The sequence below is a fragment of the Dietzia aerolata genome (assembly GCF_014144865.1).
Lineage (GTDB): Bacteria > Actinomycetota > Actinomycetes > Mycobacteriales > Mycobacteriaceae > Dietzia > Dietzia aerolata.
Map to the genome: position 1 here is coordinate 1 of NZ_JAALDM010000178.1, position 14,352 is coordinate 14,352.

Consider the following 14,352-nt stretch of genomic DNA (forward strand, 5'->3'; position numbering starts at 1 on the left):
GGTCGCGCACTCGTCCAGGGTCAGGTTGACGCGGATGAGGGCGTCCGAGCCGGGCTGGACGCGGCTGCGCGGGCCACGTCCGCCACCTCCGCCGCCACCGCCGAAGAAGGCCTCGAACACATCGCCCAGGCCGCCGCTGCCGAACCCTCCGCCGAAGCCGCCGCCGCCACCGCCGCCGCCGGAATCGAGCGGGTCGCCGCCCATGTCGACGATGCGACGCTTCTCCGGGTCGGTGAGGACCTCGTAGATCGCGGTGATCTCGCTGAACCGCTCACGCGCCTCGTCGGACGGGTTGACGTCAGGGTGGAGCTCGCGGGCGAGCTTGCGGTAGGCGCGCTTGATCTCGGACTCCGAGGCGCCCCTATCGACCCCGAGGGTCCCGTAGTAGTCGCGTGACACGTCTGACCTTTCGTTAATGCGTTCTCTTCCAGCACCCGGGTGCCGGATGTCCTTACTGGGCTCACGGCGTCACCTGCACCGCGTGCGGTGCCCCGGCTGCCTGCGCCCTGGTTCCTGACGAGCGTACGGGTGTCAGCGCCCGCCGAGAATCTCGCCCACGTAGTGGGCAACAGCGGCGACCGACGCGATTGTTCCCGGATAGTCCATCCGGGTGGGGCCCAGCACCCCCATCCCGCCTAACGCGTGGCCTTCCGCGCCGTACTGCGAGGACACCACCGAGGCCCCGCGGATCTCGGACGCCTGGGTCTCGGCGCCGATCTGCACCGTGACCCCGCCCGTCCCGCCACTGCCGACGGACTGCGCTGAGGTGAGCAGCCGCAGGATCACGACCTGCTCCTCCAGCGCCTCCAGGACCGACCGCAGCGAGCCGTCGAAATCGGCCGCGCTGCGGGTGAGGTTGGCGGTGCCGCCGAGCACGATTCGGTCGTCCGGGTGCTCGACCAGCGTGTCGACGAGCACGGTGACGCAGTGTTCCACCGCATCGCGGTACTCGGGCCGGGCCCGCTCCCCGATGGCCGCGAGCTCCGCGGAGGCGTCGGCGAGCTTTCTGTCCGCGACGGTCTCCGACAGCAGGGTGCGGACCTCAGCGAGGTGCTCCTCGCTGAGCGGAGCCGTGAGCTCGACCGTCCGTTGATCCACGCGCCCGGTGTCGGTGATGAGCACCAGCAATAGCCGGGTCGGCGTCAGGCTCACCACCTCGAGGTGGCGCACCGTGGAGCGATCAAGGACCGGGTACTGGACCACCGCGACCTGCCGGGTGAGCTGCGAGAGCAGTCGTACGGCCCGCCGGAGCACGTCGTCCAGATCGACGGCTCCCTCCAGGAATGCGCGGATCGCCCTGCGCTCGGCCCGCGACAGCGGCGTGATCTCCTCGATGGAGTCGACGAAATGGCGGTAGCCCTTCTCCGTGGGCACCCGCCCCGAGCTGGTGTGGGGCTGGACGATGAAGCCCTCGGCCTCGAGCACCGCCATGTCGTTGCGGATGGTCGCGCTGGACACTCCCAGCGAGTGCCGGTCGACGAGGGCCTTGGAGCCGACCGGTTCCTGGGAGGCGATGTAGTCCGCGACGATGGCGCGCAGGACATCGGTCCTACGGTCTGACGCGCTCGACATGGACCGCCCCCTCCTTCCGGTGATCGCCGTGTCTCTCGGTACCTGTGCCGGTCTTGTTCTTTGCCCCGGGTCTGTTTCGTCGCCCGGGTTCAGTGCCCGATTCTAGGCCAGTCCGGGCCTGCTCTCCTCACAGGAGGATGTCACGGACCACGCCGTCGGCCAGCAGCCTGCCCTTCTCGGTCAGTGCGTATCCCGGCCCTCCGGGGTGGCCCGGGTCGCGGTGGCGCAGGAGCCCGGCCGCGACCTGCTCGTCCGCTCGCCGCTGTTCGGTATCGGTGAACGCGTCGAGGCCCAGGCCTTCGGCGAGCCTGAGGGCGGTCATGATCAGCTCGATGTGCCGGTCCTCGTCGCTGAGCCTTTCCCCGCCGTCGACGGGCAGGTCACCGGCATCGCAGGCGGCCGCGTAGCGGGCTGGGTGTTTGACGTTCCACCAGCGGGCGCCGGCCACGTGGGAGTGGGCGCCCGGCCCGACACCCCACCAGTCCCCGCCCCGCCAGTAGCCGAGGTTGTGGCGACAGTACCCGGACTCGTCGGTCGCGAAGTTGGAGACCTCGTACCAGTGGAATCCGGCCCTCGAGAGTCGTTCGCTCACCTGCTCGTACCTGTCGGCCAGGACGTCGTCGACCGTGCCGGGCAGTTCACCCCGGCGGATGCGGCGCGCGAGTGCGGTGCCGTCCTCGACGATCAGCGAGTAGGCGGAGACGTGGTCCACGCCGGCGTCGACGACCGCGTCCAGGGTCCGGGCGAGGTCGTCCTCGCGTTCGCCGGGGGTTCCGTAGATCACGTCGAGGTTGACGTGCTCGAATCCGGCGGCGACGGCCTCGGCGACCGCCTCCTGCGGGCGTCCCGGGGTGTGCGCTCGATCGAGGATCTTGAGCACGCGCGCCGACGTGGACTGCATGCCCAGCGAGATCCGGGTGAACCCGCCTTCGCGGAGCGTGGCGAAGAATTCCGGCGAGGTGGACTCGGGATTGCTCTCTGTCGTCACTTCGGCGCCGGGTGCGAGGCCGAACGCCGAATCGATGCGCTGCAGGAGGCCCACGAGGACGTCGGCGCCGACGAGCGACGGGGTGCCTCCGCCCACGAACACGGTGTCCACCTTCGGCGCCGAGCCGGATCGGGCGAGCACTTCGGCCGCGCGGTCGATCTCTATCGCCGAGGCCCGCTCCCAGTCGAGGGGCGATGTGGCCGACCCCAGCTCGCCGGCGGTGTAGGTGTTGAAGTCGCAGTACCCACACCGGGTCGAGCAGAACGGGACGTGGAGGTAGATCCCGAAGGGCGACGAGGGCTCGCGCTCAGGCGGATTGAGCGCGAGCCGTGTCGAATCGTTGATGTCCGTGGTCACGCCTGACCGGTGTCGGGGGTCGAGCCGGTCTCATCGCGCGACTCGGGCCGGGGCGCTGTCGTGGACGAGGTGCCCGCCGCCGTAGCCGGAGACGAAGCAGACGGTGCCACACCGGTGGGCTTGGAACCGGTCGGCTTCGACGCAGCATCTGTAGAGGTGGGCGCTGACGCGGACGCCGCGGCCGGTGCGGGCTTCGTAGCCGCCGGTCGGGTGTCGGAGGCGGGCTTGGAGGCGACCGGCTTACTGGCGACGGGCTTCTGCGCCGTCGACGCGGCCGTGGTGGCCTTCTTCGCAGGGGCCTTCTTGGCCGGGGCCGTGGCCGCGGCGGGCTTCTTCGCCGCAGCCTTCTTGGCGGGCGCCTTCTGAGCGGCAGTCTTCTTCGCGGGCGCCTTATTCGCCGGAGTCTTACTGGCGGCGGCCTTCTTCGCAGGGGCCTTCTTGGCGGGAGCCTTTGCCGGGGTCGCGGTAGACGACGACTCCGTCACGGTCTCGGTCGACGCCGCGGGCACGGCCTTACGGGCCGGAGCCTTCTTCGCGGGGGCCTTCTTCGCTGGCGCCTTCTTCGCGGGGGCCTTCTTGGCCGGAGCCTTCTTCGCCGGAGCCTTCGCGGCGGACTTCTCGCCCGAGCCGGCCGACTTGCCCGACTCCTTGGCCGTCAGCTTGGCAGCCTTACGCTGCGCGCGACGCTCTGCGGCCAGCTCGCTAGCCGTCTTGCGCACCACGGCGGGCGCGCCACTGCGATCGCGCTCAGCTGCTGCCTCCACGTACTCCGCGAGAGCCTCGTCAACGGCGTCGGCCAGGGGCCACGGGTCGGGCACCGAACGCTTACAGGCGATGAACCCGAAGTGCAGCTTGCCGTCCATCGACATGACCGTGGCGTTCAGGCCGGCGCCGTGGAAGACCGGGCCCAGCGGCAGCATCCGCTCGATGCGGCCGCCGAGGAAGTAGAGCGGGATGTTGGGACCCGGCACGTTCGAGATGACGAGGTTGTGCACGACCGGGTGGCGCTCGGACAGCCGCAGGCGCGAGTACATGCGCACCGCGGAACCGAACACAGAGGGCGCGGTGAACTGCGCCCAGTCGGTCAGCAGGTTCGCGTCGAGTCCATTGGTGTGGTCCTTGGCGACGATATTGGCGTCGCGGATCGCCTCGAGCCGTTCGACCGGATCATCGATGTCGGTGGACAGCGACATGAACATCCCCGAAACCCGGTTGGTGCCCGGCCGTGACTCCTCCGCGTGAACCGACATCGGGACCATCGCGATGAGCGGCTTGGTCGGCAACGCATCCAGGCCGTCGAGGTACTTGCGCAGCGCGGTCGAGCAGACGGCGAGCACCACGTCGTTGACGGTGGTACCGAACGCGTTCTTGACCCGCTTGATGTCCTCGAGTTCCACGCTCGTGAACGAGAGGGTGCGATGACCGGTGATCGTGCCGTTGAACGGGGTGCGCGGCGCGGTGAACGGAGCCGGCATGGCCAGGCCCTTGCGGGCTCGACTGATCCAGGACGGCAGCACGCCGAGCGTCCCGGGCAGCAGTGAGGCGAGCCGCCACGGGGTGGCCAGGCGCGAGAGTGCTCCGCCGACCGCGAGCTCCAGGGCGCCGGAGCCACCGGCGGTCTCCTTCACCAGTTCCTCGTCCAGCGTCGGATCGTCCGGGGTGAGCGTGCACAGCTGCGACATCATGTTGGCGCCCGTGACGCCATCGACGGTCGAGTGGTGCATCTTGGCGAAGACGGCGACCCGGCCGCCCTGAAGGCCTTCCACGACGTACATCTGCCACAGCGGCATCGACCGGTCGATCGGCTGGCTCGCGAGGTGCGCGGTCAGTTCGGCGAGCGTCTTGTCGTCCCGCGGCTCGGGCAGGGCTACCCGGTGGAGGTGATTGTCGACATCGAACTCCTCGTCCTCGACCCACACCGGGTGGTCGACGTTGAGCATCGAGTCGTGGAGCTTGCGCCGGAACGACGGCATCCCGGTGATCCGGCGGGCGAGCTCGCTCCGAAGACCATCGAACGTGTACCCGCCGGGCATCTCGGAAACATCCAGGACGATCAGCCCACACACATGGAGAAGCTGAGACCGAGTCTCGAAGTACAAGAAACTGGCGTCAAGTCCACTCAAGCGCTGCATGAGAGGAGTGTACTTCCGGAGTCTGTTCCACGGTGTCCGTCCGTCTGACTGCGCACAGCACTATTTTCCGGCGTGCGATCCGGGTCAGAGTACCTCGATGAGGAGCCATGCGACGACGACGAATGCAATCAGCAGGATCAGAGCGAGAGTGACACGTGACCGGGGCATCAGCGGACCTCCTTCCCGGTCTCGGCGGGCCGGGAGGCAACGAGCACCCGGAAGCGGTCCACCATGATATTTGCGACCTTCTCGACCACTACTGCGACGGCCAGGAACAGGGGGATCCCCATCGCCAGCATGATCACCACCTGCACCGGGAAGGGCAGGGTGACGAGCCAGAGTTCGAGGCGATCCCAGAACTGCAGGATGGAGGACACTGGCGGACCCTATGACCGACCGGCGGGAACGGATTCCCGGCCACCGACCACCGAGGAGTCCAACCCCCGGCGACGCAGCAGGGCTTCCGGATTCGGCTCGCTTCCACGCATGCTCCGGTAGGCGTCCAGGAAGTCGATGGCCCCGCCGCGTGAGAGAACCTCGCGGCGCATCGCGTCACCGGAGGACCGCTGCAGTCCCCCGCTCTCGACGAACCATTCCGCGGCATCGGCGTCAAGGACCTCTGCCCAAAAGTAGGAGTAGTACGCGGCGGAGTAGCCGCCGGCGAACACATGCTGGAAGTAGCGCGAACGGTAGCGGGGTTCGATCCCCGGCACATCGAGTCCCGCGTCGGCGAGCACTAGTGCCTCGAACTCGTCGACATCGGTGACAGCCAGCGCTTCGTCAAGGGTCAACGAATGCCACGCCAGGTCGAGCAGGGCGGCGGCGAGGTATTCGACCGTGGCCTGTCCCTCACCGAACTTCTCCGCCTCGCGCATCCGCTCCACCAGTTCTGTCGCTATGGGTTCGCCGGTCTCGCGATGCCGTGCGTAGTGGGCGAGCATCTCCGGTCGGCGGGCCCACATCTCGTTGACCTGCGAGGGGAACTCGACGAAGTCGCGCGGAACCGAGGTGCCGGAGAACACGGGGTACTGCACGTCGGAGAGCAGTCCGTGCAGCGCGTGTCCGAACTCATGGAACATCGTGGTGACCTCGTCCATGGTCAACAGGGTCGGCTCCCCCGCGGCCGGGCGGCTGAGGTTCATGACGTTGACAACAACGGGCCGGGAATCGAGGAGTCGCGACTGGTCCCGGAACGAGGTCATCCATGCCCCGCCGCGCTTGGTCGGCCGGGCGTAGTAGTCGAGCAGCAGCAGGCCGATGCCCGCGTCGGGCTCGGAGCGGTGCTCGTCGAACACCTCGATGACGCGGACGTCGGGCAGGTAGCCGGACAGGTCGGTGCGCTCGACGAAGCGCAGGCCGTACAGGTTCTCGGCGGAGTACATGACCGCATCGCGCAGCACGGTCTCCAGCTCGAAGTAGGGGCGCACAGTCGCGTCGTCCACGTCGAACCGTGTGGCACGCAGTCGTTCGGACTTCCACGCCCAGTCCGCCGGATCGAGTTCGCGGTCCTCGCCCCCGAGTAGGTCCTTGGCCTCATTGCGCGCATTGGTCACCGCCGCGTCCACGACGTCCATGAGCAGCCCGCGTGCCGCCTCCGGGGTTTCCGCGGTCTCCACCGCGAGCACGTGCTCCGCGTGACTGCGCAATCCCAACAGCTGCGCACGCTCGGCCCGGAGCCGGACGATCTCCAGCACGATCGGGGTGTTGTCGTGCCCGGGCGTCGAGCCACGTCGCAGCGATGCCGCCATGACCCGGCCGCGCAGCCCGGCGTCGTCGAGCCAGGTGGTGATCGGCTGCACCGTGGGAAGACCCAGCGGGATCAACCAGCCATCACGCCCGGCCTGGCGTGCGGAGTCCGCGAGCGAGGCGCGCATGGACTCCGGCAGGCCGGCGAGTTCCGCCTCGTCGGTGACCGGCACCGCCAGTTCCGTGGTGGAGGCCAGCAGGTTCTCACCGAACCGAGTGGTGAGTTCGGCCAAGCGGGTGTCGATCGCGGTGAGCCGGGCACGCGCGTCATCGTCGAGGGCGGCGCCTGCTCGCAGCAGGTCGCGGTGATGCCGACGGATGAGGCGATCGGTCTCGTCGTCCACCTCGAGCTGTCCGGCCTCCAGGGCGGAGAATACCGCCCCTACACGGGCGTAGAGGACCGGATCGGTCATCATCGCCGAGTGGTGGGCGGCCAACAGTGGCGACACCACCCGGTCCACGTCCAGGCGCGCCGGCGTCGCGTCCGGCCCGAGCAGTCCGTAGAACACGGACAGCACCCGGTGCAGTGCCTGCCCGGAGCACTCCAGCGCGATCACCGTGTTCTCCACCGTCGGGTCGTCCGGGTTGGAGGTGATGGCGGCGATCTCGGCGGCGTGGTCGTCGATAGCGGTCAGGATGGCCGGCTCCAGGTCCTCGTCCCGTATGGTCGCGAAATCCGGCAGTCCGTACGGCAGCGGGGACTCGTCGAGAAGCGGGTGACGCTCGGTGTCGGGGTTCGGGGTGGTCATGGCGGCGAGTCTACGGACGCCGCGGGTGTGACTTACACCCACATGGAGACCGTGTCCCACGCGAGCCTCGCCGCCAAGATCGTGATGACCAGCAGGAACACCCTGCGGATGAACTCGTTGCCGTGCCGCATCGCCATCCGCGCCCCGATGAAGCCGCCGGCGAGGTTCGCCACCGCCATGCAGCCGCCGATCATCCACAGCAGTTCACCGTGCAGCCCGAACACCAGGATGGAAGCGATGTTGGTGGTGAGGTTGGCGAGCTTGGCCGCGACGGTGCCCTGCAGGAAACCGAAGCCCAGGAACGCCACGATTGCGATGACGAAGAATGACCCGGTGCCCGGCCCGAGGATGCCGTCGTAGAACCCCACGACAAGCCCGATCAGCGCTGACAGCCAGGCCCGTGACCAGCCGACATAGCGTTCCTCGTGGGTTCGCCCCAGGTTCGGTTTGAGCCAGGTGTAGGCGCCCACCACGATGACCGCCACCAACACGATCGGGGTGAGCAACTCCTTGGGGATGAAGCGGGCGATCGAGGATCCGGCGGCCGACCCCGCGAACGCCGCCGCGATGAGCGGCGCGACCATCGCCACCGGGACCCGGATCTTGCGCAGGTAGGTCAGGGTCGCCACGAACGTGCCCGCGACCGACGAGAGCTTGTTGGTCCCCAGCACCTCCGGGGTTGTGGCGTCGGACGGCAGCGCGATGACCAGAGCGGGCAGCTGGATCAGTCCGCCGCCGCCGACCACCGAATCAACCCAGCCCGCGACGAAGGCCGCCACGACGAGCGCGGCCAGGACCCAGACCGAGATACCGAGCGCCGGAGAGGCCGCGAGCTGAGCGAAGGTCTGGGGCATGCCCATCACTGTGCTGTAATCGGTTTGTGTATATCAACCCTTACGGCGCTGATCCGGTCACCCTGGCCGCCGACCTGAGCAACCGCCGCCCCCGAACCGTCGGCGAACTGGTGGATCGCTGCCGGGAGGCGGGTGTGACCATCGATCGGGATGCCCATGAGGGGGACCTGGCGGAGGTCGACGCGTTCCTTAACGGGTGGCTCGTCGTCGTCGACACCTCCGACCCTCGGGGCCGCGCCGAGGCCCTCAACACCCTCCTCGCCGAACACGCGGGGCCGCCCCGCCTGACCGACCACGACGGGCGCTGGCACGTCCACTACCGCGCCGACGACGTGAGTTTCGCCCGCCTGCTCACCGCCATGTTCTCCGTCGGCACCGCGCTACATCTCACCGAGCGCGGCATCGACCGACTCGCCCGCTGCGCCGCCGACGACTGCCGGCAGGTCTTCGCCGACACCACCCGCAACGGCCGCAAGGCCTACTGCTCGCCGCGGTGCAACAACCGATCGGCGGTGCGACGGCACCGCGCGAAAGCATGACCGCGGGCGCGGGCTGTCACAGCCAGGCCGTCGTCCGCTACTTCTTATCCGGTCCGCCATCTGCCGACAGCGCCGCCACGAAGGCCTCCTGCGGCACGTCGACCCGACCGATCGACTTCATGCGCTTCTTGCCCTCCTTCTGCTTCTCGAGCAGCTTGCGCTTACGGCTGATATCGCCGCCGTAACACTTGGAGAGCACGTCCTTGCGGATCGCGCGGATGTTCTCGCGGGCGATGATCTTGGAGCCGATCGCGGCCTGCACCGGCACCTCGTACTGCTGGCGCGGGATGAGCTCCTTGAGCTTGACGGTCATCTTGTTGCCGTAGCCCTGCGCGTAATCGCGGTGCACGATGGCGCTGAACGCGTCCACCGCCTCGCCCTGCAGGAGGATGTCGACCTTGACCAGGTCCGCCAGCTGCTCGCCGGCCTCCTCGTAGTCCATCGACGCATAGCCCTTGGTGCGGGACTTGAGGGAGTCGAAGAAGTCGAAGATGATCTCGCCCATCGGCAGGACGTACCGCAGCTCGACGCGGGTCTCCGACAGGTAGTCCATGCCCTGCATGTCGCCACGCTTGGACTGGCACAGCTCCATGGTGGTGCCCACGAACTCGCTCGGCACGATGATCGTGCACTTGACGATCGGCTCGTAGATCTCGCGGTGCTTGCCCTCGGGCCAGTAGGACGGGTTGGTCACCTGATGCTCGGTGCCGTCCTCGGCGATCACCCGGTAGACCACGTTCGGCGCGGTGGAGATGAGGTCGAGGTTAAACTCCCGCTCCAGCCGGTCGCGGGTGATCTCCATGTGCAGCAGGCCCAGGAAGCCGCAGCGGAAACCGAAACCCAGAGCCACGGAGGTCTCCGGCTCGTAATCCAGCGAGGCGTCGTTGAGGCGCAGCTTGTCCAGCGCGTCACGCAGCACCGGATAGTCCGAACCGTCGATCGGGTACAGGCCGGAGAACACCATCGGATTGGGCTCGGCGTAACCGGGCAGCGGCTCCGTCGCACCGCCGCGGGCGCTGGTCACCGTGTCACCGACCTTGGACTGGCGGACGTCCTTCACACCGGTGATGAGGTATCCAACCTCGCCGGGGCCGAGACCGTTGGTGGCCTTGGGCTCGGGTGAGATGACACCGATCTCGAGCAGCTCGTGGTTGGTGCCGGTCGACATCATGGTCAGCTTCTCGCGCGGCTTGAGCGAGCCGTCGACCACACGCACGTAGGTCACGACGCCGCGGTAGGTGTCGTACACCGAGTCGAAGATCATCGCGCGCGCCGGTGCGTCCGGGTCCCCCACGGGCGCCGGGATGGTGTCGACGAGCTTGTCCAGGAGTTCCTCGACGCCCACGCCCGTCTTGCCGGATACGCGCAGCACGTCCTCGGGCTCGCAGCCCACGATGTGGGCGATCTCGTCGGCGAACCGGTCGGGGTCGGCGGCCGGCAGGTCGATCTTGTTGAGGACCGGGATGATCTCGAGATCGTTCTCCATGGCCAGGTACAGGTTGGCCAGGGTCTGCGCCTCGATGCCCTGTGCGGCGTCCACCAGCAGGATCGCGCCCTCACACGCCTCCAGCGCGCGCGAGACCTCGTAGGTGAAGTCCACGTGGCCGGGGGTGTCGATCATGTGCAGGACGATCTCCTCGCCCGCGTGCGCGCCGGTGCGCGGCACCCAGGGCAGGCGCACGTTCTGCGCCTTGATGGTGATCCCGCGTTCGCGCTCGATGTCCATCCGGTCGAGGTACTGGGCGCGCATGAGGCGCTCCTCGACCACACCGGTGAGCTGCAGCATGCGGTCGGCCAGCGTCGACTTGCCGTGGTCGATGTGGGCGATGATGCAGAAGTTCCTGATCCTGGCCGGATCGGTGAACGTCGTCTCTGCGAAGTTGGGAATCTCGATCACTCCTGGAGGCGGGCCCGGGTGCGGCTGGATTGCGGTACGTCCGGACGATCACCCCATTGTCACACGACCGGGCCGCGAACACTCATCACGTATCGGCCCGTGGGCACCGCATCGACGGTCCCCTGGTCGAGGAAACGGGCGGTCGAAGTGGTCATGGCGCGGACATTCGCCGCCATTCTGTCCTCGCTGCCACGCGAATCGAAGAACACCCCGAGGTCACGGGCGGCCTCGATCGGAAAGATCTCCTCGACGATCCCGTCGATCACCGGCGCGTCCTCGGTGAGGGCGCGCACGACCACATGCTGGGTGTAGCCGGTGGTGGACTGGGTGTCGATCGCGACCCGGGTGTGGTCTTCGAGCCAGATGCGCAGCCACTCGTCCCGCCCGATCCGTTCCGGCCGTCGCAGGAACGCCAGGTTGGCCATGCCCGCACTGCGACGGGCCCTCGCGTGCGCACCTCCAGGGGCTCCGCCCGGTGCCGCGCTCACCTCGCTGGCCACCCTTTCGACGGGCAGCGGCTCGGAGGCCGTCACCGACCACGCGGACACCGCGCCGAGCGCGCCCAACGCCTCGATCACCTCAGCGCACGCCGCGGCGGAGGCGGCCGGGACCCGCACACGCACGGCGGCAAGGACCGGGAGCGGCGTGACCTGCACGTCGATCATCGCGCCGGCGACCTGCTCGTCCCGCACGTTGACGAGGTATTCGGTAACCCCGAGTCCGGCCAGCGGCGCGTCAACCGCGGCCGCCACCGCCTCGATCAACGCGCCGGAGTCCGCCTGAGCGGCACCCCCTGCCCGGCCGTCCGACCACACCACCACCATGAGTACGTCCACGAGTGCCGATGGTACGGGCGTTACGCTTGTCCGCATGGCAATCGACTGGGCCCGGATGGGCCGCAAGGCAATGCACATGGGCCGGAAGTACGGACCAACAGTCGTCCAGGCGGTACGCAAGCAACTCGACGACGGCGGCAACTCCCCCGCCCTGTCGCCGCACAACAACGGCGACGGGCGTCCGGCGACCACCCACACCGCCCCGACGTCGAGTCGCGCACGCACCCTGGTCTACGCGCCTGACCTGGATGGTCACGCCGATCCGGGCGAGGTCGTGTGGACCTGGGTAGCGTTCGAGGAAAACGACGGCCGGGGCAAGGACCGCCCGGTCCTCGTGGTCGGCCGGGACGGGGATCGTCTGCTCGGCCTCCAGATGTCCTCCCAGGAAAAGTGGGACGACGACGGCTGGCTCGGGCTCGGTAGCGGACCATGGGACTCGGAGGGACGTCCTAGCTGGGTTCGTCTGGACCGTGTACTGGATGTTCCGGAGCAGGGCATCCGCCGCGAGGGCGCGATCTGCCCCAAGCCGAAGTTCAACACCGTCGCGGACCGCCTCCGGCGCGATTACGGCTGGAACTGATCACAGCGGCGCCTGCCGCCGAAGCGCCGGTCACGCGTTTTGGACGGTGTCCGGCCCGCTGGTAAAGTGGGCCGTCGGTGTCCACCGGACGACGTTTCACGTACCCGGTCGGACAAATGACAGTGAAGACATCCGATCGGCGGGATCCACTTGTGGAGCCGTCGACACCCGACCTGAAGGTGTGACGAGTGGCCAACATCAAGTCCCAGATCAAGCGGAACCGCACCAACGAGCGCAACCGACTCCGTAACCAGTCGACCAAGTCGTCGCTGCGTACCGCTATCCGCAACCTCCGCGCCGCCACCGAGGCCGGCGACAAGGAGAAGGCCGGCGCCCTGCTCGTCGCGACCTCGCGTCAGCTCGACAAGGCCGCCAGCAAGGGTGTCATCCACCAGAACCAGGCCGCCAACAAGAAGTCGGCGCTCGCCAAGTCTGTCAACCAGCTCTGAGGCACCCGCGCTCTCCGCAGGTGAGAGACGCACAGCCCCGCGTCTGCGCGCACTGACGCGACGTGGCTCCGAGGGCCCACCATCATTCGTCCGAATGAGTGGTGGGCCCTCGTCGTGCATCGGGGCGACTCCAGACCGCGGTCAGGTGGCAGAGGCCAGCGTGCCGACCTCCCGCACCGCCCGCTCCAACGCGTACGACGAATCCTCGGCCATGCCCTTGACCTCACCGTTGAGGCGAGCGACCACCTGCAGCGCGGTCCCCAGGGTGTCGATGGACCAGTACCGGGTCTGGGCCTGGACCTTCTTGGCCTTCCACGGCGGGATCCCCTGCTTGGCCAGCTCGCCGGGCGCCACGCCCCGCTGGGTGCCGACCAGCGCCAGCGAATTGACGGCATCGGCCAACGCATCGGCCAGGACCACGTGCGGTACCCCGGTGTGCATCGCCCACTCCAGTGCTTCAATCGCACCGGCGACGTCTCCGGTCACCGCCCGCTCGGCCACGGTGAACCCGCTGACGCCGACAACCCCTGAGTGGTACTTGCGCACCGCCTCCACATCGACCTTGCCGCCGGTGTCCGCGACGAGCTGATCGCACGCGGACGCCAACGAGCGCAGGTCCGTGCCCACCGCCTCGACGAGCGCCTCGCATGCCTCCGGCGCGACCCGGACGTTCAGCCCCCGGAACTCCGACCGGACAAAGCCCACGACCTCGGTGTGCCGGGTGATCTTCCCCGCAGTGTGCTCCTCCGCTCCGGCCTTGCGCAGGTCGGCGACGAGTGTCTTGGCCCGGCCGCCACCGGTGTGCTGCACGATCAGCACGGTCTCCGCCGGCAGGTCGCGAGCCGCATCGAGCACCGCCGCGACCGCATCCTTACCCAGCTCCGCGGCGCCGGTGATCACCACGATCCGCGCCTCCCCGAACAGTGACGGCGAGAGCAACTCGAACAACTGCGCCGCCGTGACCTCCGGCCCGCCCAGGCGCGAGACGACCGGCGGGTCCTCCCCTGCAGGCGTAGAGGCTCGAACAGACGAGACGACACCCGTGGTGGCGCGCTCGGTGAGGAACTCGTCCTCGCCGAGTACGAGATGAAGCGGAGCCGGTGTGGGGCCCGTCGCCATGGGTGAACTCCTCGTCGTCGTCGTCCAGGTCGTTGACCCGGTCCCCACCTTCGCGGCCTGGCGGGACCCACCAACATGTACCCCGACATCGTGCCATGCGCCTCCGACATGCGACGGCCGACGCCGGGTCGTGCCGCCGCGCGCCGGTCCCGCCCCGATCGCCGCCGCCTCAATCGTCGTCGCCTTAATCGTCGTTGCCATAATGCGGCGAACCCGGAAGCCCCGCGGCGACCTCGGCCACCAGGTCCAACCACCACAACGCCGGGGCACACGCGGCCGCGAGCAGCACGGCCCCCTCCTCCCACACCGGCCCCACAGCAGCCGCGAGCGTGCCCAGGACGGTCACCAGCGGAACCACCGGCGCCACCGCGATGTTCGCTGGCAACGCCCAGGGTCCCGCCTCCAAGCCCGTCGCAGCGAGCACCGGCAACGTCGCCACGTGCGCGACCAGGCACACCGCCAGGACATCGGCGACCCGACCCGGAATCCACGGTCTGCGCAGCCACTCCGCGACCGGGCGGGCGGCGAGCACCA

Annotated in this window: 14 protein-coding genes and 1 pseudogene; 3 read left to right on the plus strand and 12 right to left on the minus strand. The window is 68.7% G+C overall.

Annotated features, from left to right (window positions below):
* The 8 genes and pseudogenes from G6016_RS11130 to G6016_RS11160 all read right to left on the minus strand — a co-directional run.
* On the minus strand, positions 1–399 hold a 399-nt coding region (locus G6016_RS11130), incomplete at its 3' end, for a DnaJ domain-containing protein (protein WP_182632720.1).
* Positions 400–531: 132 nt separating this feature from the next.
* Entirely contained in the window at positions 532–1,572 is a 1,041-nt protein-coding gene (gene hrcA / locus G6016_RS11135; protein WP_182632721.1) for a heat-inducible transcriptional repressor HrcA, read from the minus strand.
* A 127-nt stretch (positions 1,573–1,699) separates the two neighbouring features.
* Positions 1,700–2,905, minus strand: a complete 1,206-nt coding sequence (hemW, locus tag G6016_RS11140) for a radical SAM family heme chaperone HemW (RefSeq protein WP_380023020.1) — start codon at positions 2,903–2,905, stop codon at positions 1,700–1,702.
* Between the two features lie 8 nt (positions 2,906–2,913).
* On the minus strand, positions 2,914–3,681 hold the full coding sequence (locus G6016_RS17840) for a histone H1-like repetitive region-containing protein (protein ID WP_386848367.1): 768 nt from the start codon (positions 3,679–3,681) through the stop codon (positions 2,914–2,916).
* Positions 3,661–5,049, minus strand: a pseudogene (locus G6016_RS17270) (WS/DGAT/MGAT family O-acyltransferase); the annotation flags it as partial. The pseudogene G6016_RS17270 and the gene G6016_RS17840, both read right to left, overlap by 21 nt.
* Positions 5,050–5,216: 167 nt before the next feature.
* Positions 5,217–5,426: a hypothetical protein gene (locus G6016_RS11150; protein WP_182632724.1), complete on the minus strand. Its 210-nt coding sequence runs from the start codon at positions 5,424–5,426 to the stop codon at positions 5,217–5,219.
* Between the two features lie 9 nt (positions 5,427–5,435).
* Entirely contained in the window at positions 5,436–7,544 is a 2,109-nt protein-coding gene (locus G6016_RS11155; protein WP_182632725.1) for a M3 family metallopeptidase, read from the minus strand.
* Positions 7,545–7,576: 32 nt separating this feature from the next.
* Positions 7,577–8,398: a TSUP family transporter gene (locus G6016_RS11160; protein ID WP_182632726.1), complete on the minus strand. Its 822-nt coding sequence runs from the start codon at positions 8,396–8,398 to the stop codon at positions 7,577–7,579.
* Positions 8,399–8,424: 26 nt separating this feature from the next.
* Between G6016_RS11160 and G6016_RS11165 the strand changes: the two genes are divergently transcribed.
* Positions 8,425–8,937 (plus strand): CGNR zinc finger domain-containing protein, encoded by a 513-nt coding sequence (locus tag G6016_RS11165; RefSeq protein WP_182632727.1) that lies wholly within the window; start codon positions 8,425–8,427, stop codon positions 8,935–8,937.
* Positions 8,938–8,974: 37 nt separating this feature from the next.
* Here the strand turns inward: G6016_RS11165 and lepA are convergent, their stop codons facing one another.
* Positions 8,975–10,834, minus strand: a complete 1,860-nt coding sequence (lepA, locus tag G6016_RS11170; RefSeq protein ID WP_182632728.1) for a translation elongation factor 4 — start codon at positions 10,832–10,834, stop codon at positions 8,975–8,977.
* A gap of 59 nt (positions 10,835–10,893) precedes the next feature.
* Positions 10,894–11,670 (minus strand): EthD domain-containing protein, encoded by a 777-nt coding sequence (locus G6016_RS11175; protein WP_182632733.1) that lies wholly within the window; start codon positions 11,668–11,670, stop codon positions 10,894–10,896.
* A 34-nt stretch (positions 11,671–11,704) separates the two neighbouring features.
* On the opposite strand from G6016_RS11175, the gene G6016_RS11180 reads away from it, so the two are divergent.
* Together G6016_RS11180 and rpsT are read left to right on the plus strand one after the other, a co-directional pair.
* Positions 11,705–12,250: a type II toxin-antitoxin system PemK/MazF family toxin gene (locus tag G6016_RS11180; RefSeq protein WP_182632729.1), complete on the plus strand. Its 546-nt coding sequence runs from the start codon at positions 11,705–11,707 to the stop codon at positions 12,248–12,250.
* A 188-nt stretch (positions 12,251–12,438) separates the two neighbouring features.
* Positions 12,439–12,699, plus strand: coding sequence for a 30S ribosomal protein S20 (gene rpsT, locus G6016_RS11185; protein ID WP_182632730.1), 261 nt, complete (start codon positions 12,439–12,441; stop codon positions 12,697–12,699).
* Between the two features lie 141 nt (positions 12,700–12,840).
* On the opposite strand, the gene holA is transcribed toward rpsT, so the two are convergent.
* Positions 12,841–13,818: a DNA polymerase III subunit delta gene (gene holA, locus G6016_RS11190; RefSeq protein WP_182632731.1), complete on the minus strand. Its 978-nt coding sequence runs from the start codon at positions 13,816–13,818 to the stop codon at positions 12,841–12,843.
* Positions 13,819–14,002: 184 nt separating this feature from the next.
* Positions 14,003–14,352: ComEC/Rec2 family competence protein (locus G6016_RS11195; protein ID WP_182632732.1), on the minus strand; the 350-nt coding region annotated here is incomplete at its 5' end.

What these genes read in the sequence shown, in the direction of transcription:
- hrcA (WP_182632721.1), bottom strand. Translation starts at nt 1,572, where the DNA reads ATGTCGAGCGCGTCAGACCGTAGGACCGATGTCCTGCGCGCCATCGTC.
- G6016_RS11155 (WP_182632725.1), bottom strand. Translation starts at nt 7,544, where the DNA reads ATGACCACCCCGAACCCCGACACCGAGCGTCACCCGCTTCTCGACGAG.
- G6016_RS11160 (WP_182632726.1), bottom strand. Translation starts at nt 8,398, where the DNA reads ATGCCCCAGACCTTCGCTCAGCTCGCGGCCTCTCCGGCGCTCGGTATC.
- G6016_RS11180 (WP_182632729.1), top strand. Translation starts at nt 11,705, where the DNA reads ATGGCAATCGACTGGGCCCGGATGGGCCGCAAGGCAATGCACATGGGC.
- holA (WP_182632731.1), bottom strand. Translation starts at nt 13,818, where the DNA reads ATGGCGACGGGCCCCACACCGGCTCCGCTTCATCTCGTACTCGGCGAG.